Source organism: Devosia sp. FKR38, from assembly GCF_005222805.1.
In the GTDB taxonomy this organism is placed as follows: domain Bacteria; phylum Pseudomonadota; class Alphaproteobacteria; order Rhizobiales; family Devosiaceae; genus Devosia.
Genome location: NZ_STGC01000002.1, coordinates 114,555 through 137,825, shown reverse-complemented (window position 1 = coordinate 137,825; position 23,271 = coordinate 114,555). Strand labels below are relative to the sequence as shown.

The 23,271-nt window shown below is 64.9% G+C and carries 18 protein-coding genes and 1 riboswitch; of the genes, 4 read left to right on the top strand and 14 right to left on the bottom strand.

The window, feature by feature from the left end; translation table 11 throughout:
• Nucleotides 1-63: 63 nt before the first annotated feature.
• From E8M79_RS00615 to E8M79_RS00590, 6 genes are all read right to left on the bottom strand, one after another.
• Complete coding sequence (locus E8M79_RS00615; RefSeq protein WP_137149994.1) at nucleotides 64-3,588, bottom strand: 5-oxoprolinase/urea amidolyase family protein; 3,525 nt, start codon at nucleotides 3,586-3,588, stop codon at nucleotides 64-66.
• 41 nt (nucleotides 3,589-3,629) lie between these two features.
• Complete coding sequence (locus tag E8M79_RS00610; RefSeq protein ID WP_137149993.1) at nucleotides 3,630-4,238, bottom strand: urea amidolyase associated protein UAAP2; 609 nt, start codon at nucleotides 4,236-4,238, stop codon at nucleotides 3,630-3,632.
• 14 nt (nucleotides 4,239-4,252) lie between these two features.
• Nucleotides 4,253-5,056 carry an urea amidolyase associated protein UAAP1 gene (locus tag E8M79_RS00605; protein WP_137149992.1) on the bottom strand — a complete coding sequence of 268 codons (804 nt, stop codon included), beginning with the start codon at nucleotides 5,054-5,056 and terminating at the stop codon, nucleotides 4,253-4,255.
• Nucleotides 5,057-5,059: 3 nt separating this feature from the next.
• The gene (locus E8M79_RS00600; protein WP_137149991.1) at nucleotides 5,060-5,881 is read right to left on the bottom strand and encodes an ABC transporter ATP-binding protein; all 822 of its coding nucleotides are present in this window, start codon (nucleotides 5,879-5,881) and stop codon (nucleotides 5,060-5,062) included.
• Entirely contained in the window at nucleotides 5,881-6,696 is an 816-nt protein-coding gene (locus E8M79_RS00595; RefSeq protein ID WP_137149990.1) for an ABC transporter permease, read from the bottom strand. The genes E8M79_RS00600 and E8M79_RS00595 overlap by 1 nt, the downstream gene beginning before the upstream one ends.
• Before the next feature lie 71 nt (nucleotides 6,697-6,767).
• Nucleotides 6,768-7,841, bottom strand: a complete 1,074-nt coding sequence (locus E8M79_RS00590; protein ID WP_137149989.1) for a putative urea ABC transporter substrate-binding protein — start codon at nucleotides 7,839-7,841, stop codon at nucleotides 6,768-6,770.
• 71 nt (nucleotides 7,842-7,912) lie between these two features.
• Nucleotides 7,913-8,018, bottom strand: a riboswitch (guanidine-I (ykkC/yxkD leader).
• A gap of 251 nt (nucleotides 8,019-8,269) precedes the next feature.
• Here E8M79_RS00590 and E8M79_RS00585 point away from each other — a divergent pair.
• Both E8M79_RS00585 and E8M79_RS00580 read left to right on the top strand, forming a co-directional pair.
• Nucleotides 8,270-9,373 (top strand): FecR family protein, encoded by a 1,104-nt coding sequence (locus E8M79_RS00585; RefSeq protein WP_171015648.1) that lies wholly within the window; start codon nucleotides 8,270-8,272, stop codon nucleotides 9,371-9,373.
• Nucleotides 9,374-9,404: 31 nt separating this feature from the next.
• Complete coding sequence (locus tag E8M79_RS00580; RefSeq protein WP_137149987.1) at nucleotides 9,405-11,711, top strand: EAL domain-containing protein; 2,307 nt, start codon at nucleotides 9,405-9,407, stop codon at nucleotides 11,709-11,711.
• 12 nt (nucleotides 11,712-11,723) lie between these two features.
• Here E8M79_RS00580 and ugpC read toward each other — a convergent pair whose 3' ends face one another.
• From ugpC to E8M79_RS00555, 5 genes are all read right to left on the bottom strand, one after another.
• Entirely contained in the window at nucleotides 11,724-12,809 is a 1,086-nt protein-coding gene (ugpC, locus tag E8M79_RS00575; RefSeq protein WP_137149986.1) for a sn-glycerol-3-phosphate ABC transporter ATP-binding protein UgpC, read from the bottom strand.
• A gap of 37 nt (nucleotides 12,810-12,846) precedes the next feature.
• Nucleotides 12,847-13,674: a carbohydrate ABC transporter permease gene (locus E8M79_RS00570; protein WP_137149985.1), complete on the bottom strand. Its 828-nt coding sequence runs from the start codon at nucleotides 13,672-13,674 to the stop codon at nucleotides 12,847-12,849.
• Nucleotides 13,671-14,555: a sugar ABC transporter permease gene (locus E8M79_RS00565; protein ID WP_137149984.1), complete on the bottom strand. Its 885-nt coding sequence runs from the start codon at nucleotides 14,553-14,555 to the stop codon at nucleotides 13,671-13,673. Before E8M79_RS00565 ends, E8M79_RS00570 begins: the two co-directional genes overlap by 4 nt.
• A 78-nt stretch (nucleotides 14,556-14,633) precedes the next feature.
• Nucleotides 14,634-15,926, bottom strand: a complete 1,293-nt coding sequence (locus tag E8M79_RS00560) for an extracellular solute-binding protein (protein WP_137149983.1) — start codon at nucleotides 15,924-15,926, stop codon at nucleotides 14,634-14,636.
• Nucleotides 15,927-15,964: 38 nt separating this feature from the next.
• Nucleotides 15,965-18,325 carry an alpha-L-rhamnosidase gene (locus E8M79_RS00555; RefSeq protein WP_137150829.1) on the bottom strand — a complete coding sequence of 787 codons (2,361 nt, stop codon included), beginning with the start codon at nucleotides 18,323-18,325 and terminating at the stop codon, nucleotides 15,965-15,967.
• 158 nt (nucleotides 18,326-18,483) lie between these two features.
• On the opposite strand from E8M79_RS00555, the gene E8M79_RS00550 reads away from it, so the two are divergent.
• Nucleotides 18,484-19,536 (top strand): LacI family DNA-binding transcriptional regulator, encoded by a 1,053-nt coding sequence (locus E8M79_RS00550; protein WP_137149982.1) that lies wholly within the window; start codon nucleotides 18,484-18,486, stop codon nucleotides 19,534-19,536.
• Nucleotides 19,537-19,652: 116 nt separating this feature from the next.
• Here the strand turns inward: E8M79_RS00550 and E8M79_RS00545 are convergent, their stop codons facing one another.
• The 3 genes from E8M79_RS00545 to E8M79_RS00535 all read right to left on the bottom strand — a co-directional run bounded on the left by E8M79_RS00545 (nucleotide 19,653) and on the right by E8M79_RS00535 (nucleotide 22,961).
• The gene (locus E8M79_RS00545; protein WP_137149981.1) at nucleotides 19,653-21,086 is read right to left on the bottom strand and encodes a M81 family metallopeptidase; all 1,434 of its coding nucleotides are present in this window, start codon (nucleotides 21,084-21,086) and stop codon (nucleotides 19,653-19,655) included.
• A 67-nt stretch (nucleotides 21,087-21,153) separates the two neighbouring features.
• Nucleotides 21,154-22,311, bottom strand: coding sequence for an MFS transporter (locus tag E8M79_RS00540; protein WP_137149980.1), 1,158 nt, complete (start codon nucleotides 22,309-22,311; stop codon nucleotides 21,154-21,156).
• Nucleotides 22,312-22,484: 173 nt separating this feature from the next.
• Nucleotides 22,485-22,961, bottom strand: a complete 477-nt coding sequence (locus E8M79_RS00535; RefSeq protein ID WP_137149979.1) for a hypothetical protein — start codon at nucleotides 22,959-22,961, stop codon at nucleotides 22,485-22,487.
• A gap of 129 nt (nucleotides 22,962-23,090) precedes the next feature.
• Here E8M79_RS00535 and E8M79_RS18450 point away from each other — a divergent pair, with 129 nt between their 5' ends.
• Nucleotides 23,091-23,255 (top strand): hypothetical protein, encoded by a 165-nt coding sequence (locus E8M79_RS18450; RefSeq protein ID WP_205747851.1) that lies wholly within the window; start codon nucleotides 23,091-23,093, stop codon nucleotides 23,253-23,255.
• Nucleotides 23,256-23,271: the final 16 nt, after the last annotated feature.

Here is a 23,271-nt window from a genome sequence, read left to right as displayed (position 1 = left end):
GGGGGGGGGGGCCGGGGAGGGGGTCTTTCAGTGGCCACGCCGATGCCCCCCGGAACCCTGCGGTCAGCCCGCTTCCAGCACCAGGATCACATCGCCGGTCCGCACATTGCGGCCCGGTCCGGCCCGCACCTCGCGCACCACGCCGGCCGCCTTCGCCACCACCGTGATCTCCATCTTCATCGATTCAATGATGGCCACCGCATCGCCCTCGGCCACGCTGTCGCCCGGCGCCACCAGGATCTTCCAGATATTGCCCGGCACGCTGCTGGCCGCACCGAAGCAGCCGGGCGGCATATCGCCCTCCACCGCCTGGTTGCCAGCATCATCTGCGATGAAGCTATCCAGCCCCTCGGCCGCCCAGCGACTGCGCTCGGCCTCGAATGCCGCCTGCTGCCCGGCCTTGAACGCCGCAATGCTCTCGGTATCGCGCTTCAGCGTCGCGGCATAGTCGGCATAGGAGAACTCGGTCTCCTCGATGCGGATCGGATACGCGCCATGCGGAAACGCCGCCCGCGCCTCGGCCAGTTCCTCCGGGCTCACCGGAAAGAAGCGGATCTGGTCGAAATAGTTGAGCAGCCAGGGCTTGCCCGGCGCAAAGGCCGGCGTGCTCCGCCAGGTGTTCCACACCTGGATGGTGCGCCCGAACAGCTGATAGCCGCCCGGTCCCTCCATGCCATAGATGCACATATAGGCGCCGCCGATGCCCACGGCATTCTCCGGCGTCCAGGTCCGCGCCGGATTATACTTGGTGGTCACCAGCCGGTGGCGCGGATCGATGGGCGTCGCCACCGGCGCGCCGAGATAGACATCGCCCAGCCCCAGCACCAGATAGCTGGCATCAAAGATGGTCTGCCGCACCGCCTCGATGCTCTCCAGCCCATTGATACGGCGGATGAACTCGATATTGTCCGGGCACCACGGCGCATTGGGGCGCACCAGCTCCTGATATTTGCGCATCGCCAGCTGGATTTCGGGGTCGTTCCACGACAGCGGCAGATGCACGATGCGGCTGGGCACCACCACATCCTCGGCCGCCGGCAGACCGGCCTCAAGCTCTTCCAGCACCGCCAGCAGCCGGCGTCGGCTCAGCCTGGCGCTGTCATAATGCACCTGTAGCGAGCGGATGCCGGGGGTGAGGTCGATGATGCCCTCAATCGGCGCCGCCTCCAGCGCCTGCATCAGCAGATGCACGCGCAGCCGCAGCGCAATATCGAGCGCCATCGGGCCATATTCGACCAGCAGATTGTCGTCGCCCTGGCGGCGATAAACCACCTCCACCGGCCCATCGCTGCGTTGGCCCACAATCGCCGCGCCGCCGCTCGCCAGCGCCGGGCCGGCGATGGGGTCGTCCGGCCGCGCCACCGGGTGGAAGGCAATGGTATCGCCGGGCTTGAACTGCCCCATCTTCCACTGCTCGTCCGCCGCGATCACCGCCGGGCAGACAAAGCCGCCCAGGCTCGGCCCATCCGGCCCCAGGATAATCGGCATGTCGCCGGTGAAGTCGATGGCGCCGATGGCATAGGCATTGTCATGCAGATTGGAGGGATGCAGCCCCGCCTCGCCACCATCGCGCCGCGCCCATTTCGGCGCCGGGCCGATCAGCCGCACGCCAGTGCGCGCACTGTTGAAATGCACCTCATAGTCCGTGGAGAACAGCGTCTCGATATCCTCGTCGAGAAAGAAATCCGGCGCGCCATGCGGCCCATAGACTACGCCGACATTCCAGTGCCGGCTCAGCGGCGCCGGCGCTTCGGCCGCCTGCACATCGCTCTGTGCTGCCCGGGCCAGATGCAGCACTTCCCCCGCCTTGAGCGCCCCGGTGGCATGGCCGCCAAATTGCCCCAGCCCAAAACTGGCCCGCGAGCCCAGCGTCACCGGCGCGTCAAATCCGCCAGCCACCGCCAGATAGGCCCGCTGCCCGGCACCATCCACAGCCCCGATGCGCAACACCTGTCCAGCGGCAATATCAACCGCCGCGCCATGCGCCACCGCAGCACCATCCAGCGTCATCGGCATGCTAGCGCCAGCCAGCGCCACCGTCGCTGCCGCATGGAAGCGCAGGCTCGGCCCGGCCACGGTCAGTTCCAGCGCAGCGGTGGTGTCACCATTGCCCACCAGCCGATTGGCATGGGCAAAGCTGCGCGCATCCATCGGCCCGCTCGGCGGCACGCCGACATGCCACAGACCCAGCCGTCCCGGCAGCTCCTGCAGGCTCGATTGCGCCCCTGGGGTCAGCACCTCCACCACATCGGGCACAAAGGCAAAATCGCGCAGCGCCGTCGTTGCCACTCTGCCGCTGGCAAACAGCTCCGATGCGGCAATGGCGCGCAGATAGCTGAGATTGGTCTCGATCCCCGCCACCCGCGTCTCGGCCAGCGCCTTGCGCAACGCCGCAATCGCCGCCGGCCGGTCGGAGCCCGAGACGATGATCTTGGCCAGCATCGGGTCATAAAAACTGGTGACCTCCGTCCCCGTAGCGATCCAGCCATCGATGCGCGCCGTCTCGGGGAAATGCACCTCGGTCAGCCGGCCGGCGCTGGGCTGGAAATTGGCATGCGGGATTTCGGCATAAAGCCTCACTTCGATGGCCGCGCCCTTGGGCGACAGCACCCCGGCCGTGCCGATCACATCCTCGCCCGCCGCCTGGCGGATCATCCATTCGACGAGATCGATGCCGAACACCGCCTCGGTCACCGGATGTTCGACCTGCAGCCGCGTATTCACCTCGAGGAAATAGAAGTCCGCCCGCACCGGATCATAGATGAACTCCACCGTGCCGGCCGAGGCATAATTGACCGCCTTGCCCAGATCGGTCGCCGCCTTGTGCAGCCTTGCCCTGGTCTCGTCACTCAAGCCCGGGGCAGGGGTCTCTTCCACCACTTTCTGGTTGCGCCGCTGCAGCGAGCAGTCGCGTTCGCCCAGCGCAATCACCTGGCCTTGGCCATCGCCAAAGATCTGCACTTCCACATGCCGCGCGTCGCTGACGAAGCGTTCGACATAGACGCGCGCATCGCCAAAGCTGGCGGTGGCCGTGCGCTGCACGCTGGCAAAGGCCGCCTCCAGCGCCTGGGCATCGGCACACAGCGACATGCCGATGCCGCCGCCGCCCGCCGTGCTCTTGAGCATCACCGGATAGCCAATTGCCTCGGCCGCCGCCAATGCCGCGGCGCTGTCACCCAAGAGCCCACTGCCGGGCAGCAGCGGCACGCCGCTGCTCTGCGCCAGTTCGCGCGCCGTATGCTTGAGGCCGAAGGCCGCGATATTGGCCGCCGTCGGCCCGATGAACACAATGCCCTCGGCCGCCAGCCGCTCGGCAAAGCCGATGTTCTCGCTCAAAAAGCCATAGCCGGGATGCACCGCCTCGGCGCCGGTGGCCTTGCAGGCGGCAATCACCGCCTCGACATCGAGATAGCTCTGGCTGGCTGGCGCTGGCCCCAGCCGCACCGCCTCGTCGGCCAGCGACACGGCGGGGCTGAACCGGTCGGCGTCGGAATAGACCGCCACCGAGGCAATGCCCATCCGACGCAGGGTCGTGATGACCCGCACCGCGATCTCGCCGCGGTTGGCAATCAGGATCTTGCTGAACATGGTCTAGATCTCCCCGCAGGCACGGTCGTGCGACTTCGTGCTCATGCGGCATCCCCCGAAATCACCACCTTGATCGGCGTGGGGTTGAAGCCATTGCAGGGGTTGTTGATCTGCGGGCAGTTCGAGATCACGCAGAGCACGTCCATCTCCGCCACCATGCTCACATGGTCGCCCGGCGCCGACAGGCCATCGACAATGGTCATCTGCCCGGAGGGGGCGATCGGCACATTCATGAAGAAGTTGATATTGGGCACGATATCGCGCTTGCCCATGCCGTGCTTGCTGACCTCGAGCAGGAAATTGTCGCGGCAGGCGTGCAGATAGCGCGTCTCAGGGCCAAAGCGCACCGTATTGCTTTCGCACGAACAGGCCCCGGCGGAGGTGTCGTGCCGCCCACAGCTGTCGGCGGTCACGGTCAGCATCACCCGCCCCTCGTTGGAGACCAGCCTGGTGCCGATCCCGACATAGGCGCTGCCCTGCGTGCGCAGCGTGTCCTGCGAACTGTAGCGCTCGGAAAAATCATCGGCGCGGTAAAACAGCGTGTCGACCGCCTGCTGGCCCTCGACATCGATGATGGTGATCGTCTGCCCCTTGCGGACCAGCCCGGACCAGGGCTTTTCGGCGGGGATGAAGTGTTCTGTCGTCGTCATGGCGCTCTCCCCCCTCACGCGATCTGCAGGGCGTTGTTGGCAAAGCCGCGCACGGCTTCGGCGGTGGCTGTGCGGCAGAGGTCGTCAGCCGCCACCGGCAGGCGGAACCGCGTCACGCTCACTGGCTGGGGCGCATACTCCGGATTGGGGTCGAGCGGATGCGGACAGTTCGACAGCGCGATGGTCAGGTCCATCTCGGCGCGCAGATCGATGAAGTCGCCGGGCCTTTGCAGATCGCCCTGCCAGCCAAAATCGCCCGATTCCGACACTCTGACGGGTGCAAACAGCGTCAGCACCGAGCCAATATCACGCCGATCCAGCCCCAGCTTGCCCGCCACCAGCACCAGATTGTCCCGCGTGTTGCGCGTCTCGCCGGGGTAGCGCGCATTGCTCGCCGCCGTCGATCCGCCCATCAAGCCATCATGCCCGCTCGACCCTGCCTCGGTGATCGAGAACATCACCCGCCCCATGTCACTGAACAGCACCCGGCCGCGCTCGATGGCGGTGGTCCACTGCACCTTGATGGTGTCGGGCAGGTTGAGCCGCTCGCTGGCATCGGCCAGGCTCCAGGCCGTCAGGGCCACGGCAGACGCGCCCGCGTCCTGCGCAATGCGCAGGCTTTCGCCCGCCCGCAACCGGCTCCACCAATACCAGCCGCCCGGCACCGTCTCGCGATGGATCACGGCATTCTCGGCAATCGGCGCCGGCGGGATGGCGCTGGGGCCGGGCAGGGCGCGCGGCGCATTCTCGAGCCCCTTGCGCTGATGCTCTTCATAGCGGGCGCGGTCGGCGGCAATCTGTTGTTCAGTCCGGCTCATGGCCTAAACTCCTTGCGTAGGCGCCAGGTCGTCCTGGCCATGATCCAAGGGTGTGACCAGGTCGTCCTGGTCCGGGGTATTGGAAAGGGGCGCGCCGGCAATGCGCGGCGGCCAGATGTCGATGTCGCGGCTCAGCAACGCCCCATAGCGCTCGCGCTCCTCCGGCCGGTCGCGTGGCCGCTCGAAGGCGATCACCCGCGTGCCCAGCGTAAAGGCCTCGCGCATGTCATGGGTCACCATCACCACGGTCAGCTCGGTCTCGTGCCACAGCCGCTTCATCAGCACATGGATATCGGCGCGAATGCCGGGGTCGAGCGCGCCGAATGGCTCGTCGAGCAGCAGCACCTTGGGCCGCATGATCAGCGCCTGCGCCAGCGCCAGCCGCTGCTGCATGCCGCCCGACAGCTGCGCGGGATATTTGTCTTCCGATCCGGCCAGGCCCACTTCGGCGATCAGCGCCATGGCCTCGTCCCGCGCCGCCCGCCGGGCGGCGCCGAACAGGCGAGCCGTCACCGGCGCGGCCCTGAGTTCCTTGCCCAGCAGCACATTGCCCAGCACCGTCAGATGCGGAAACACCGAATAGCGCTGGAACACCACGCCGCGGTCCGGCCCCGGCTCGGCCACCAGCGGCACGCCGTCGATGGTGATCTGGCCCTGCGTCGGCGCCTCTTCGCCCAGCAGCATCTTGAGGAAGGTGGTCTTGCCACAGCCCGATGGCCCCACCAGCGCGACGAAGGCGCGCGGGGCGATGGTCAGGCTGATTTTTTCCAAGACGATCTGGTCGCCATATTCCTTCCAGACATTGTCGAAGACGATTTCGCTCATCAGCGCGCCTCCAGGTTGGACCAGGGGAAGACGGCGATGCGCAGGCGGTCGAGCGCGAAGTTGGTGATCACCGCCAACAGCGTGATCCAGGCGACATAGGGAAAGATCACATCCATCGACAGGTAGCGACGGACGAGGAAGATGCGATAGCCCAGCCCGGAATCGGCGGAGATCGCTTCTGCTGCGATCAGGAACAGCCAGGCCGGCCCCAGTTGCAGCCGCAGGCTCGTGATCAGCCGCGGCAGGATCTGCGGCAGCACCACGCGTAACGCAATCTGCCAGGACGAGGCGCCCAGCGTCTCGGCCTTGGTGATCTGCTCACGCGGCAGTTCCTGCACCCGTAGCGCCAGGTCGCGGATCATCGCCGGGGCGACGCCGATCACGATCAGCGCAATCTTGGCCGTCTCGCCCAGGCCAAGCACGATGAAGAGGATCGGCAAGAGCGCCAATGGCGGCACCATGGATATGGTGGCGATAAAGGGCGCCAGCAGCGCCCGCACATAGGGCAGCATGCCCACCAGCATGCCGGTCACCAGCGCGATCAGCGTCGACAGGCCCAGCGCTATGGACAAGCGCCCCAGGCTCGCGCCGGTGTCGCTCCACAGCACATACTCTCCCGTGCGCACATCAGGGACAAAGGCCATGCGGTTGATCGCATCGACCATGGTCCCAAGCGCCGGCAGCAGCTTGTCGCTGGGGTTGTCGGACAGCCTCGCCATCGATCCCAGCCCATAGGCCAGCACCAGCAGCACGAACGGCGCCAGCATCAGCATGGTCCGCACGCCCGGCCCGGGCTTTCGATTGATCCAACGCATCAGGGTTCCCCTCCGGGGCACACACTCCGGTGCGTCGCCCATGGGGCGGACGCGCCGGAGCTCGCTTGCGACTAGAGCGCGCCGTCTGCCGCCATCTGCATGTAGCTGGCGGTAAAGCGCAGCTTCACATTGTTGGCGTCGCCCAGAATGCTGCCGTCGGGCAGTTCGATGCCGATGACATCAGCCGAAGGCGCGCCGCTGCCCAATAGGCCCTTGTCGAACAGGAAGGTGCGCACCTTGTCCATCGTGGCGCCCAGTTCGGGCGCAGCAGTGAAGGCCACGGCGTCTGCCGGGGTGGCGAACAGCTTGGTTGCCGCCAGTTGGGCTTCAAAGCCCGCCTGGTCGGTGCCCGATGCCGCGCCCATGGCCGCACGGGCCGCAGCGCCCTCGGGCGTATCGGCGGTCATCACCGCCATGGTGTCATACCAGATGCCCACCAGCGCCTTGCCGAAGTCCGGATTGTCGGCGAGCACCTCGGTATTGGCGGCCATCATGTCGATGATTTCGCCCGGGATCATGCTGCTGTCGAAGACGCTTGTGGCGCCCGGCAGGGTCAGGATTTCCGAGACCATCGGGTTCCAGGTGACCATGGCCGTCACCTCGGGCGTCTGGAAGGCGCCCACCATGTCGGGGTCCGAGGTATTGACCACATTGACGTCGCGCTCGGTCATTCCCACGCTGTCGAGCGCCCGCGCCAGGAGGTAATGGCTCACCGAGAATTCCACCAGATTGACCGGCTGTCCCTTGATGGCGGCCAGCTCGGTCCGGTCTTTCAGGATCACCGCGTCATTGCCATTGGAATAGTCGCCGATGATCACGGCGGTGGTATCGACGCCACCGGCCGAGGGGATCGACAGCGCATCCATATTGGTCAGGCTCACCGCATCATAGGCGCCGGCGGTATATTGGTTCATCGACTCCACATAGTCGTTGAACTGGGTCACCTCGATGGTGATGCCGTATTTGTCGGCCCATTTCTGGACGATGCCGGTGTCGGCGGCATAGCCCCAGGGCATCCAGCCGACATAGATCGACCAGGCGACCTTGAAGTCGGTCTTGGCTTCGGCAAAGGCCACGGGCGCAACAGCCAGGCCCACAAGGCTCATCAATGCGGTGGTGGCGAGGAGTTTGGTAAGCTGCTTCATCTCTAGTCCCTTTTGCGCGTTCACAAAAAGGGATCAGCAGAAACCGTCGCGCCAATCCCTTGGCTATCGAGGTCTCCCGGGCTTTTGTCCCGCCGTGCATCCGTCCGGCTCACCCGGAGGCCGGGTGCTCTCGGACCAGACATATCTTGCGATACCGGAACCCTAGCACCCTACTCGCTTCACTCCAATGCAAGGCCCATGCCAACCGAAAATCGCGCTCTTTGGCCGGTTTCGGGCGCTCTGAAGTGATGGCGATGTGCAAATTCTGGGCATTCTGCTGCATTGCTGCACAGCCCCGATCTTCATCTTTGCTTCACCCTAGAGGCATTTCGCTCCGCCGCAGCGTGAATTCAGGCGCGGACCGTAACGCCTTGGAAACCAGGCTGGAGCACGGTCGCAGCTTGAAACATGGCATCGCGGTGATGAAAATGAAGCTCTGGCTCGCCCTACTGACCCTTTTGGCCTGCGCGCTGCCGGCCGCGGCAGCGGACTGGACGGTTGAGCGCATCCGGGGCAGTGTCACCCAGCAGATCGATGGCACCTGGCGCGCCGTATCGCGCGGCGATGTGGTGCCCAGCAACCGCGTGCTCCGCACCGGCGGCGATGGCCGCGCGGCACTGCGGCGCAACGCCGAGACTATTGAATTGTCCGCTGATACCCAGATCCGCCTGGGCGACGCCGGCGATGCGTTGATGACCACGGTCTATCAGGACTATGGTGTCGTCGCCATCGAGGCCGAGCGGCGCAATGTGCAACATTTCTCGGTGCAGACGCCTTATCTGGCCGCAGTCGTCAAGGGCACGCGCTTTGTCGTGCGCGCCGACGCCAATGGCGCCAGCGTGGATGTCCAGCGCGGTGTCGTTCAGGTGCAGGACAAGGAAAACAGCCTGGTGACCGATATTCGCCCCGGCCAGGAGGCCACGGTGGGCAGCGACGTGCCGTTGACGGTCACCGGCTCTGGCGATGTTGCCGTCTTCCGCTTTGATGGTCAGCCTGTCGTGCCCGGCACGACCGAGGACCTCGTCACTGTCGCCGAACCCGCCAGTGCAACGCCGTCGGCCCGCAGCGCCGAAACTTCTGTCGGCGACACTGTGGCTGGCAACAGCAATGGTGCGGGCCGCAGCGAATTCAGCAACGCCGGCGGCAATGGCAATGGCAATGGCAATGTTCGTGCTGATGTCGGCAGCGACAGCGTTTCGGTGTCGGTCGGTGGCAACGGCAATTCGAACGGCAACAACGCCGGTGGCAACAGCAATGGCGCGGGCAACAGCGAGGCCAGCAATGCCGGCGGCAATGGCAATGGCAATGTCCGCGTCGATGTCAGCGACAGCGTCTCGGTATCGGTCGGTGGCAATGGCAATTCAAACGGCAACAATGCCGGTGGCAACAGCAATGGCGCGGGCAACAGCGAATCCAGCCATGCCGGCGGAAACCACGTCGTTGAGGTCGATGTCGGCGGCATTGCCGTCACGGTTGGCGGCAATGGCAACGGCAATGGCAACGGACTGTTGAAAAGGAACGAGAACGACTGAGCGGTTCCCGCGACCGCCAGCGCGCAGCACCATGAGCCTCACGCAACGCACCATCGTCTTTCTGTGTCTGCTGCTGCTCGGGCTGGGCGGCAGCGCACTTGGCTGGTTTCGCCCCGGCGACCAGGCGCTGCAAAGCCTGCGCTATGAGGCGACAAGCCGCCCCGCCAGCGGCGACGTGGTCTTTGTCGAAATCGATGCGCCCAGTCTGGCCCAGGTCGGTGTCTGGCCCTGGCCGCGCAGTGTCTATGCCAATCTACTCGACAGGCTGATGGACATGGGCGCCAGCGATGTCGCCTTCGATATCGACTTCAGCACAGCCTCGACCCCTGCCGAAGACGCCAGCTTTGCCGCAGCGCTGGATCGCGCCGGCGGCTATGCGCGCTTGGCGGCCTTCGCGCAAACCACCGCCGATGGACGCATGGTCCTGAGCACTCCGCTGCCGGCCTTTGCCAGGCTGGCCGATCCGGTGCTGGTCAATGTCGATGGCGATGGCACGGACCTGGTGGAGAGCTTCCCGGCGGGCATCGACGGCGTGGCCATTTCCCCGATCGCCATGGCGCTTGCGCCCGGCGTTGCCCCGCGCGCCCGCTCCATTGGTATCGACTATGGTGTGGACGTGACGGGGATCAAGCGTGTCTCGGCCTATGCAGTGCTGTCCGGCGCCATCGATCCCAACCTGCTGCGTGATCGCCAGGTGGTGGTGGGCGCCAGCGCGGTGGAGCTGCGGGACACCTTCCGCGTGCCGCGCTTTGGCACCTTGCCCGGCGCCATGATCCAGATTGCCGCCGCCGAGACGCTCAAGGCCAATCGCCAGATCATCGACCTGTCCATCGCGCCGGCGAGCGTGGTCGGCGCGCTGGTTCTGGCAGGCCTGCTGCTGGTCGGCCGCCGCCTGTCGCTGGGACGCCTGGCCGCCCTGGGCCTCGGCATTAGCCTGAGCCTGGAGTTGGCCGCGCTATTGGCGCTGCAGCTCGATGCCATGGTGTTCGACACAGTGGTCGCCCATGTCCTGACCTTTGCCGGCCTGTCGGTCATCATGCTCGACGAGCGGACCATGCGCCGCCGCCAGAGCCGGCAGCAACAAATCCGTCTGGCCTATCTGGCCCGCCACGATGCCTCGAGCGGCGCCCTGTCGCGGCAGGGGCTGATCGACGCCCTGGCCGATGATGCTGCGCCCGCAAAGCCCGTTGGCCTGGTCGCCGTGCAATTGCCGCGCCTGAGCCAGGTGTCGGCAACGCTGGGCAATGACATCGCCGAACTGGTGGCGCGCGAAGCGACCCGTCGCCTGCATGCGCTGGGCCCGGTGCTGCCCAGTCGCCTGGGTACCGATGTGTTTGCCTTTGTCCTGCTGGCTGGCAAGGAGACGGCGCTGCTCGAACAGGCCACCCGGGCCCTGCAGGAGCCCTATCTGGTCGATGGCCACACCATCGTTGCCGATCCCGCCTTTGGCGTCACCTCATCGGCGGCCTGCAATTGCGACAGTGCCGAACTGATGCGCCAGGCCGAGGTCGCGCTGCGCGTCGCGCACAAGCGGCGCAACACGGTGGCACGCTATGAGCCGGCCATGAGCGCGCAGATTGAATCCACGCGCCTGCTCGATCTCTCCCTGCGCAGCGCGCTGGATCGCAATGAGCTGCAACTGGTGTTCCAGCCCCAGGTCTGCCTCAGGACTGGGCTGCTGGTGGGCACCGAGGCGCTGGTGCGCTGGCACAATACCGAGCTGGGCGATGTCTCCCCGGCCCAGTTCATCCCGCTGGCCGAGGAATCGAGCCTCATTGCCCAGATTGGCAGCTGGGTGATGAATGACGCCTGTCAGCAGGCCGCCAGCTGGCCCTGGGATGGGCGGCTCTCGGTCAATGTCTCGGCCATGCAGTTCCGCCATGGCGATCTGCTGGCCACCGTCAAGCAGGCCCTGGCCACCTCCGGCTTCCCTGCCAGTCGCCTCGACATCGAGATCACCGAGAGCCTGTGCGCCCACAACGACCCCAAGACCATGGCCACGCTGGAGGCCCTGCGGGACCTTGGCTGCTCCATTGCGCTCGATGATTTTGGCACCGGCTACTCGTCGCTGAGCTATCTGGCCAAGCTTCCGGTCGACAAGATCAAGATCGACCAGAGCTTTGTGCGCGGCCTGCCGTCCATGGACAGCCAGATCCTGCTCGAGACCACGGTCAGCCTGGGGCGCCGCCTCGGCAAGCTGGTGGTCGCCGAAGGCATCGAGACCGAGGATCAGCGGGCCTATCTCGCCCGCATCGGCTGCGATGTCGGCCAGGGCTATCTCTTTGGACGCCCCGGCCCGGCCTCGGCCATGCGGTTCAGCGACAGCGCCGCCGCCTAGGCCCCGACGCCCCTACATCGCTGCCAAGAGCGATTGCCCCGCAGCGTCGAACAGCACGACCTTCTCCGCGTCGATCGCCAACTGCAGCGCCTGGGCCGGCCGCAGATTGTGGTCGCCATCCAGCACCACCAGCCAGGTCGCGCCCGAGGGCAGGCGCAGGCTGACATTGGTCTCATTGCCCAGCCGTTCCACCAGGCTCACCCCGCCCACCAGCGTGCCGCTGGCATCCATGCTCAGGTGATGCGGCCGCACGCCCAGGGTCAGCCTATCGCCGACCTTGAGCGATTTCGTGTCGGCAGCAACGGTCACCGCGCTGATGTCCTTGCTGGCCACCGTCACCATGCCGCCATTGATCGATTGCACGGAAACCTCGGCGAAGTTCATCTTGGGCGAACCGATGAAGCCGGCCACGAACAGATTGGCCGGCCGCTGGTAGAGGTCGATGGGCGCACCGACCTGCTGCACCACGCCGCCATTGAGCACCACGATCTTGTCGGCCAGCGTCATGGCCTCAACCTGGTCATGCGTCACATAGATCATGGTTGAGCCCAGATCCTGGTGCAGCTTGGCCAGTTCCATGCGCATGTCGACGCGCAGCGCCGCGTCCAGATTGCTCAGCGGTTCGTCGAACAGGAACACTTCGGGCTGGCGCACGATGGCGCGGCCAATGGCGACGCGCTGACGCTGGCCGCCCGAGAGCTGGCTGGGCTTGCGGTCGAGCAGATGCTCCATCTGCAGAATGCGGGCGGCATCGCGGATCTTGCGGTCGCGCTCGGCCTTGTCGGTGCGCGCGAGCTTGAGCCCGAAGCCGACATTGTCATAGACCGTCATATGCGGGTAGAGCGCGTAGCTCTGGAACACCATGGCGATGCCGCGGTCGCGCGGCTCCACCGCGTTGCACAGCCTGTCGCCGATCCACAGCTCGCCCGACGTGATGTCTTCCAACCCGGCGATCATGCGCAGCAGGGTCGATTTTCCGCAGCCCGAGGGGCCTACGAACACCACGAATTCGCCATGGCTGACGCTGAGGTCCACGCCCTTGATCACGGGAACTTGGCCATAGGTCTTGTGCAGTGCTTTGAGTTCGAGTCCGGCCATCTGGTCCGCCCTCCCTTTGGTTGTCTTTGCGGTCCGTTCAGCCCTTGACGGCGCCTGCCGTCATGCCGGCCACGATCTGCCGGTTGAAGAACAGGAACACGATCAGCGGCGGAATGGTGATCAGCGCGATATTGGTGAACAGCAGATTGTAGGACGAGTTGAACTGGCTCTGGAAATTATAGAGCGTCAGTTGCACGGTCGCGTTCTGGTTGCCGGGCAGGTAGTAGAGCGGATTGGTGAAATCATTGAACACCGCCACCGACTGCACCACGATATTGGTCACGGTCACTGGCCAGAGCAGCGGCAGGATCACGCGGAAGAACACATCGAACGGCCGCGCGCCGTCGATGATGGCCGCTTCATCCAGGTCGCGCGGAATTGTGGCAATGAACGCGCGGTAGAGCAGGATGGAAAACGGCAGCCCATAGGCAATTTCCACCAGCACCAGCCCATGCAGCTTGCCGAACAGGCCCAGGCCTTGCAGCAGCCAGATGGTGGGCACAATGGCCGGCGGGATCATCAGGCCGGCCAGGATCAGGAACTCGACCAGCCCGTTCCACTTCGCCTTGCGGCGCTGCAGCACGAAGCCCACCATGGCCGCAAACACCACCAGCAAGGTCACGCTGGCCACGGTCAGGATGCTCGAATTGATAAAGGCCGTCAGCAGCATCCAGTTGCGGGTCGTCACCACCTCGACGACATTGTCCCACAGATGCAGGCCCTGCGGCCAGGAGAAGTCGAGCAGCGCAGCCTGCTTGCGATCCTTGAACGCCATCATGATGATGAAGGCAAAGGGGATCAGGAACACCACGCCCGACACCAGAATGGCCAGGGCCGTCAGCCAATAGCGACGCAGCAGTTTCATTCGTGCCCCTCCTTGCGATTGAGCAGCATGGTCAGCGGCACCACCAGCACGCCGATCAGCACGAACAGCACCACATTGCCCGCTGTCGACAGGCCGTAAAAGCCCGCTTGATATTGTTTGTAGATCACCGAGGCGATCGTATCGGAGGCAAAGCCCGGCCCGCCTCGGGTCATGGCCCAGATCAGATCGAAGGTGCGCAGCCCGCCGATAAAGCTCAGCGTGATCACCGTCACCGTCGCCGGGCGGCACAGCGGCAGCGTCACATAGATAAAGCTCTGCCAGGGCGTTGAGCCGTCGATGCGCGCGGCCTCGTAATAGTCCTGCGGGATCGCCACGATGCCCGCGATATAGATCACCGTCGCCAGGCCCACGCCCTTCCAGACGTCGACCAGCGCCACCGAGATCAGCGCCAGATTGGGGTCAACCAGCCAACCGGGCCCCTTGATGCCCAGCATTGCCAGGCCTTCGTTGATCATGCCCTGGGTGGGATGCATCAGCACGGTAAAGGTGATGCCCACGCCCACGGTCGACACCAGCACCGGAAAGAACACCACCGAGCGCAGATAGCCGCGCGCCGCGATCTGGCTGGTCAGCAGCACTGCCAGCAGCAGCCCCAGCACCACCTTGAGCCCCGAGCTGACCACCGCATAGATCACCGTGTTGATCAGGCCCTTGATCAGAAAGGGCTCGCGGAAGAACTGCGCGAAATTGTCCAGGCCAATGAAGGTGGAGTTGAACAGCGTCCAGCGCGTCAGGCTGAAATAGAGCGACGCAAAGGTCGGCAGCAGGAAGAGCACGCCATAGATGATGGCCGCCGGCAGGAAGAACCAGCCGGGATAGGTCGAAGGGCGGGAGCGTGCTGGGCTCTGGACACGGGCCATCGCGAAGTCCTCTCAAGCAACGATAAAGGTTCCGGGCGAGAGTATCGCCCGGAACCGTTCAGTGAGGGAGTGCCTGGCTTACCAGCCGGCCAGACCGAGCTGCTGGGCCTGCTTGCGCACGTCCTCGTCATAGAGCGCGGCGCCATCGGCAGCCGGGCGAATGCCCGAACCGACTTCCACCGTGATCTGCTCGAGCGCCGGCCCCTTGATCGGCGACAGGAACTCGAGTGCCGGGCCGTTCTGGCCGCCTTCGGCGAAGTAGGGCAGCATGTCGCTGACGGCCGGCGGCACGTCGGCGGGCAGGGTGCAGCCATTGATCAGATAGGGGCCCGATGCGCCACCGGCGCGGCTCTGGGCCTCACAGCCTTCAACGCTCGCCACGAAGGCGACGAACTTCTTGGCCGCGTCGAGGTTCGACGTGGTCTGGGGGATGTAGAGCCCATCGGGCATCCACACGGTCAGGCCATTGCTTGCGGCGTCGTCGCCCGGCTGGGCGAAGAAGCCGACATTGTTGATCATCTCGGGGTAGCTGGCGACGATTGCCGTGGTGGCAAAGGTCAGCATTGGATAATGCGCGGCCTCGCCATTGGCGACCATGCGCAGGCCATCGTCGAACTTGGCAGCACCGAAGTCCTCATTGAGGAAACCGGCGTCATGGACTTCCTGCAGCTTTTCAAAACCGCGCAGCGCGGCCTTGTCGGTGGCGAACTTGGCCGTGCCGGCGGTGTAATTGGCGGCAAAGTCGGGTTCGGCAGCCGAGACATTGTAGTAGTCGCCCAGCACGAACAGCTGGCTGGTCCAGGTGTCGCCATAGGTCTGGGCCACAGCGACCTTGCCGGCCGCCTTGATCTTCTCGTTATTGTCCATGAACTCGGCCCAGGTCTTGGGGACCGACAGGCCCAGTTCCTGATAGATGGCCTTGTTGTAATAGATGCCGCCGCCCATGGCCGCACCCATGGGGGCGCCGCGCACCGTGCCGTCCGGCGCGGTCACAACCTGCTTGAACGAGGCCTGCACATCGGCCTGCCAGGGTTCATTGGTCAGATCGACCAGGAACTGCTGCGGATTGATGGCCTGGAACAGCGAGCCGGAATTGTAGCGGAAGATGTCGGTCATCGCGCCGGTGGCCAGGCGCGTCTTGACCAGATTGTCGCCCTCAGAGCCACCGGGACGGGTCTCGATGTCGATATTGATGTCCGGATTGGCCGCCTCAAAGCTCTTGACCAGCTCTTCGGCCACGGCCACGCCATCGGCGCCGCTCGGGATCAGATAGGTCAGGTTGACGCTCTGCGCATGCGCCGCGCCGCTCGCCAGCAGCACGGCCATCACGCCGACGCCGCCCATTGCCATGGACTTCAGATTGAACTTCATTGGTAGTCTCCTCCCTTGGATGGTATGCGCCGGCCCCGTTACGGGGTCCGGGTATGCGGATTATGCGTGGCAGCCTGCCGACGGGCCGGCACGGCATAGGTGAAGGTGATGTGATGGCTGCCCGGGCTCAGGACATGGTCCTGGCCGCTGGCCACCGCTGCGCCGTCAAGCCTGGCCTCGCGATAGGCCGGGTTGAGCCGCAACACGCCCTGCGCGCCGGCAGGCACCTCGATGTCATAGACCACCTGGTCACCATTGACGCTCCACCCGGCGCGGATCGTGCCAACCGGGCTGTCGTGATGCGCCTTGACGGGCGACAACCCGTCCAGGATCACCGGCTCGAAGATGATCGTCTTGAAGCCCGGTGCCTTGGCATCGGGACGGAAGCCGGCAACCTCTTCCAGCAGCCACTGGCACACGGCGCCATAGGCATAATGGTTGTAGGAATTCATCTGCGGATTGTAGATCGAGCCATCCGGCTGGATGGCGTCCCAACGCTCCCAGATCGTGGTGGCGCCCATCTTGACCTGGTAGAGCCAGCCGGGAACCTCTTCCTGCAGGAACACTTCTGCCGCCAGGCCGATCTCGCCGATCTTGACCAGCGCCGGCAGCAGCGCCGGGGTGCCGATAAAGCCGGTGCCGATGCGGCCGTCGCTGCGGGCGATGGCGTTCTTGAAATAACCCTTGGCGCCTTCGATCCGGTCAGCCGGGATCAGATCATGCAGGAACGCCAGGGCATAGGAGGTCTGGTCGTCGCCGGCCACGCGGCCGGACGCGGTGATGAACTCATGCGCAAAGGCCGCCTTGACGGTGCTGGCCATGGCCTCGAGCCGTTCGGCCGTCGCAATGTCCCCGGTGATGCGGGCAATGCGCGCCACCAGCGTTGAGGTGATGAACAGATACATCGTCGCCGAGGCATCGTCGCTGATGGTCGGCAGCGGCTTGGCGCTGGGCCCGCTCGGCTGCAGCCAATCGCCGAACGAGAAGCCACGGGCGCCCCAGACGCGCGGCGGCTTGACGATCGGGCCTTCGCTGATCGACCAGACGAAGTCGACCCATTTGGTCATCGCCGGCAGGGTTTCGGCCAACAGGGCCGTGTCGGCATAGTGCAGATAGACCTGCCACGGCACGACGGCGATGGCGTCGCCCCAGCCCGTGCTGCCATAAAAGCCCGGATAGTCAGCCGGCTTCTGCCGCGTCGGATCGGGCACGACATGGGGCACTGCGCCATCGGCGCGCTGGTCGGCCATCACATCGCGCAGCCATTTGCGGAAGAAGCCCTGTGTTTCGGCCAGATAGCAGGCCGTGCCGGCAAACACCTGGGCGTCGCCCGTCCAGCCCAGGCGCTCGTCGCGCTGCGGGCAGTCGGTGGGCACTTCGATGAAGTTGGAGCGCTGCGACCACACCGTGTTCAGGAACAGCCGGTTGACCAGCGCATTGCCCGAGGTGAACCCGGCCTTGAGCTCGGTGACCGAGCTGATCGGTACCAGCGCAATGCGGGTGACCTCGGCCTCGCCCTCGATGGTGATCCGCGCATAGCGGAAGCCCTGGAAGGTGAAATGCGGCCGATAGGCCTCTTCGCCCTCGCCGCTCAACGTATAGTCGATGCGGCATTCGGCGGTGCGCAGATTGCCATTGTAGAACACGCCATCCTTGTCGAGGATTTCGGCGTGTTCCACCGTCACACGCGCCCCGGCCTTGCCGCGCACGGAAAAGGCAACATAGCCGCCGCAGTTCTGGCCGAAATCATGCACGGTCCGGCCTTCGGCATCGGTCCAGCTCTTGATTGCCGGCAGTTCGGGCAGTTCCTGCACCGGCGTGGTTTCATGGGCCACGAGGCGCGCCGTGTCGAAGCTGATCGCGTCGCTTCCCGCCGTCACCTGCGGCACGATGCGGGCGTCATAGGTTTCGCCGAAATAAATGCCCGATTTCAGGATCGGCAGCGTGCCGCTCTGCCAGCTGGCGTCGGTGCCCAGCAACAGGGCGCCGGTGCCGCTGCGCAGCTCGGCAATGGCGGCAATCTCATCGCCCCAGGTGTTGAAAATCGGCGCCAGGCCCCACATCATCTGCGAGCGCAGCCAGCCATCGGCCAGCCAGATCTCGATGGTGTTCTCGCCTGCCACCAAAAGGTCAGCGACGGCATAGGTCTGGTAGCTCAGCCGCACATCATAGCTGGTCCAGCCGGGGGTCAGGATATCGTGCCCCACCCGCTTGCCATTGATGAAGCAGATATAGAGCCCCAGCGCGCTGATGCGCAGGGTTTCATTGCCGACGATGGTCGAGAGGGTAAAGCTCTTGCGCAGGAACGAGGCCGGGGTGCCGACGCCCGCATCGCACTGCGGCCGCACCATCTGGGCCTCCCACTGTGCCGATGCCATTTGTGCCGATGCGCCATGCATCACTGCTGCGTCGTTCACGCCATATCCTCCCATGTGAGCCGATTGCATCGGCTGTAGACTGTTCTACGTATATCGTTCTACAAAATCTCCGGCTTGGCAATATGCCCGATGACAAAAAGATGCGAGACGTTTTCGGGCAATCAGGGTATCTCGGGGCCATGAGCGAAAAAGAACCCACAGCGCCGCGGTCTGGCGAGCGCATCACCATCCGCGAAGTGGCCCAGGATGCCGGCGTGTCGGTGGCCGCCGTCTCAAAAGTGCTGCGCGATGCCTATGGCGTCAGCGACGCGCTGCGCGCCAAGGTGCGCGCGTCGATGGAGAAGCTGAGCTATCGCCCGCGCGCCTCGGCCCGCGGCATGCGCGGCCGCACCTATACGATCGGGCTGATCTTCCCCGATCTGCGCAACCCCTTCTTTGCCGACATCTATTCGGGCGTGAATGCCGCGCTGGAGCGCACGCAGTACCAGGCCATGCAGGGCATCAACACCACATCGGGCGCGCTCAACATGACCTCGAGCGCCCTGATCGAGGCGATGATTGATCGGCAGATGGACGGGCTGGTCATCATCGGCCCCAATATGGAAACCCAGGTGCTCACCGATCTGGGTGCGCGCCTGCCGCTGGTGGTCATCGGCCAGCACGATCGGGGCGGCGACGCCTTCGATACGGTCAACAATGATGACCAGCTCGGTGCCCGCCTGGTGGTCCGCTATCTCATGGGCAATGGCTATCGCAAGATTGCCATGCTCAGCCTGTCGCCATCAAACTCCTCGATCATCCAGCAGCGCGAAATCGGCTATCGGCTGGAAATGATGGAGCTCGGGGCGGGCGACGCCATCAACATCGTGCGCGCCAGCCAGGTGGTGCGCGATGTGCAAGTCACCGTGCGTCGCCTGTTGTCGGGGCCGGATCGTCCCGATGCCATTTTCTGCTGGACCGACCTGATGGCCTTTGAGGCGATCAGCGTGGCCACCGAAATGGGCCTGTCCATCCCCGAGGACGTGGCCATTGTCGGCTATGACAACACCATGTTCTGCGACCTCGCCCAGAACAGCCTCGCCAGTGTCGATCAGTCCGGCGAACTGCTGGGCCTGCAGGCGGCGCGCATGCTGGTCGAGCGCATTGACGGTCGCGTCACCGCCGAGCATTTCATGGTCCCGCCGCGCATCGTTGCCCGCGCCAGCGCTGGGCCGCGCCAGCCGCAGGACTGAAGCATTTCCAGCAAGAGTTGACACCACTCTTGCGGTTCGGAAACCTGACCAAACAAGGCTCTGAGCGGGCCGGTGCACATCACCGACCCGCATCGTCTCACAGGCGCCGTGTCAGCCTAGTGCGCCAGCTTGGACCACTTGACCACCGGCGACCAGGCAAAATCCTTGTCGAACGGATACTGCGGCACGCTCTTGTGCTTGCGCTCCAGCCGCTCGACAAACTGATCCACCACGCCCGGCGACAGTGCCATCAGGCTGGGATTGGCAATCGGCCCCAGGTCTGGCGACAGATAGCCGGATTTGACCACCACGATCTTGGCCGCCTTGGGGTCGAGCCCGAGCTTGTGGAAATCAACGAGATTGTGGAACGGCCGGCGTCGCGCCGTCAGCACCAGGTCGATGCCACCGATGCGCACCACCGCCTCGCGCAGGCGATCATCCTCGGTCTCGAGCAGAAAGATCACCTCCGCCTCGGCTTCCACCATGGTGCTGGACGGGTCCAGCGTCGCGCCAATGCTGAGGCTGACCGTGGCGCCAACGCCGGCAGCATAGGCCGCGTCGGTCGCCGGCTTGTCGGCAATGCCGGCAAACACCACGCCCTGGGCATCATTGGCCATCAGCTCGGCCAGCACTTCGGCGCGGTCGCCCACGCCACCACCGGTGGGATTGTCCCCCGATTCCGCGAGCACCACCGGCGCTGTCTCGGCCTCGATGGCCCAGTCGACACAGTCCTCGATACTGCCTGTCTTGGTGCCGAACACGAACTGCTCGCGGATGTCCCAATAGTCCTGCGCCAGGTGTCGCGCCGCCGCTTCCATGGCGCTGCGGTCCTTGCCGGTCACCACCGCACAGGCCGTTGCGCGCGGCTCGTCGGCCCAGACATAGCCAACCTGAAACGAGGCGTCCCAGATGCCGGTGGGGTCCTCCACGGCCTGCATCTGGCTATAGAAGCTGCGCGCCGGCTCGTCCTGCGTGCTGGTGCGTTCGCCCGGCAGCAGCACCGGCACGGGCGCCCAGGCCACGGCCGGGCGCTGGCCCGTGCGCAGCGCGCGCACCAGCATGGTCACTGCCCGGCGCATGGTGTCGGGCACGTCGATATGCGGCGCCGTGCGATAGGTGGAGAAGATGTCGAGGCTGTCGATGATGGTCTGGCTGACATTGCCATGCAAATCATAGCTGGCAGCAATCAGCACATCAGGCCCGACCAGCGCGCGCACCGCGCTGATGAAGTCGCCCTCGGCATCATGCATGCCCTCCACGAACATGGCGCCGTGCATGGCCAGATACACGCCGTCGAGCGGCAGGGCCGCCTTGATGCCGTCCAGGATCTCGGCCTTCCAGCGCAGATAAAGCGCCTGTTCCACCGGTCCGCCGGCAATGGCGCGGGCGTGCAGCACGGTGATGAACTCGGCCGGAAAATGCGTCAGGAAGTCGAAATAGCCGTCCTTGAGCATGGCGGGGCCACGCAGCACGCGGAAATCGGCCTCGCGGGCCAGCACGGGATTGTAGGTGCTGCATTCGGTGTGCAGTCCAGCAACGGCAATACGCATCTTTGAAACCACTCCGTAGGACACATCGCTCCTCTGGAGCGATCTGCGGTTGAAAAGGCCATGCGGGCTATGCCCGAATGGCGGGATCTTGTTCGGCCAATCGCCCGGTGAGCACCAGGCTGGCGATCAGCACCGGCACCAGGCACGCAATGCCCAGCCTTATATCGGTGTGTTCGGCGACAAAGCCGATAATGGGTGGCCCGACGAGGAATCCGAGCAGGGCCACGAAACTGAGAATGGCCACATTGGCCGAGGCGCTGCGGTCGGTGAGCGACGCCGCCGCTGTCACCGCCAGCGGAAAGCCCACCGAGACGCCCAGCCCGATGATGCCAAAGCCCAGCAGCGCCACGAGTGTGGTCGGCGCGACATAGAGCAGGGCTGCACCTACCACCGCCAGCGTGCCACAGATGCGGGCAGTCACTACGCTGCCGAAGCGGCGTTTCAGCCTGTCCCCGCCAAACCGGCCGGCGGCGACCATGGCGGCAAACACCGCATAGCCCAAGCCAACACTGCCAGGATGGGCGCCCAGCGCATCGCGCAGGAAGATGGCCGACCAGTCCGCCATCGCCCCCTCGGTCATGGTGATGCCGAACACAAAGCAGCAGATGCCCAACAGGGCCCAGCTGGGCAGCGCCCAGGCCGATCGCTGCGGACCGGGTGCAGCCGGCGCCGCTGGGGCCACAGGCAGGCGCGTCGCCGCCAGTAGCGCAATGGGCAGCACACAGAACCCCACCAGCGGAATGGCCCATTGCGCGGAAAGCCCCAGCGCAGCCAGGCCTGAACCGACCAGGCTCCCCGCCATGATCCCCACCGACCAGCAGCCATGGGACGTGGTCATGATCACCGATCCGGTGGCCTTCTCAACAGCATCGGCCTGCACATTCAGGCCCAGTTCGACAAAGGAAATGCTCGAGCCGGCAAGCATCAGCGCCACAAACAGCAGCGCCGGATCGGGGGCGAGCGCCGGCAGGCTGACCGCCAAGGTATAAAGCACAAAGCCGAGCAAGATGGCGTGACGCGGCCCGATCCTGCCCACCAGTGGCCCGGCAAAGGGCAGCGTCAGCAGCGTGCCGCAGGGCAGGCCCAGCAGCGCCAGCGCCAGGCCCGATGGGCCCAGACCCAGCGCCTGCTGCACATCGGGAATGCGCGGCAGCCAGGAACCGAAGGCAATCGGCTGCAGGAAGAACACCAGCATGGTCAGGCGCTGCGGGGTGAAGAAAGACATCTTTGCTCGGGTCATCCACTGAACAGGATCGGCAGGCGCGAGATCACCTCGCCCCATCCTCGATCGTCACCCTCGGGCTAGACCCGAGGGCTCTTCACTTGCCGGGCCCTGCCTCTAGGGTGGGCCGTTCTGGTCAAGCCCGGGCACGACGACCTTGGGCGCTGCGCCGCTGCTCAGCCCATCGGATAGGGCAGGTAGCCGGCAAAGCCCGTCAGCTTCCAGGTCCCCGCCACCTTGCGGCAGAAATACAGCGTCTGCCACTTCAGCACGTCCTTGCTGCCATTCTTGAGCGCAATCTCGCCGTCGAACTTCTTGTGCGCGATGGCGATGTCGCCCTTGATCTCGATCTCGGTCAGCGAGGTGGCGCGGTGAATGCCGTCCAGCACATCCTCGGCATACTCCAGCGCCTGGCTTTCGCGCGCCTGGCGGATCCAGTCATCGCGATAGGCCTCAAGCGTGGGGAAGCTGATTTTCCAATCGTCCGGATTGCCCGACTTGCCGCCATTGATGCCCAGGAAGCCCTCCTTGATGAAGTCGCCATCCACTTGGGACCAGTCGGCGGCGACGAAGGCGGCGATGTCGCGCTCCACCAGCATGGTCCAGATGGCGCTGCGGTCGGCATCATTGGGAAAGGGGTTCGTCCGGCTCATAAGACACTCGCAAAATGTGTTTGTCGCTGCTGGCTCTGGCCGCGTCCTGCCCGCTCAGCGCCTGCGGCGATCGCTCTGTTTCAGATTTTCAGAGTTGTCGTTCCGCAGTAGGGACAAAGGAGAGGCCAGATGAATACCAATTGCAACATGCTGCCCGCTTTTGACCGGTTTGTCCACAAGGCGAGAGCGCCAAAACCACCGGAAACGCCTAGAAATTTGGCAAAATGGCGCCGCTTTGAGCAAAGTGCAAAAGTGGCTTATATTGGTATTGTTATTGTGTCGGATTCGTGTTGACATTGCTTTCAGAACG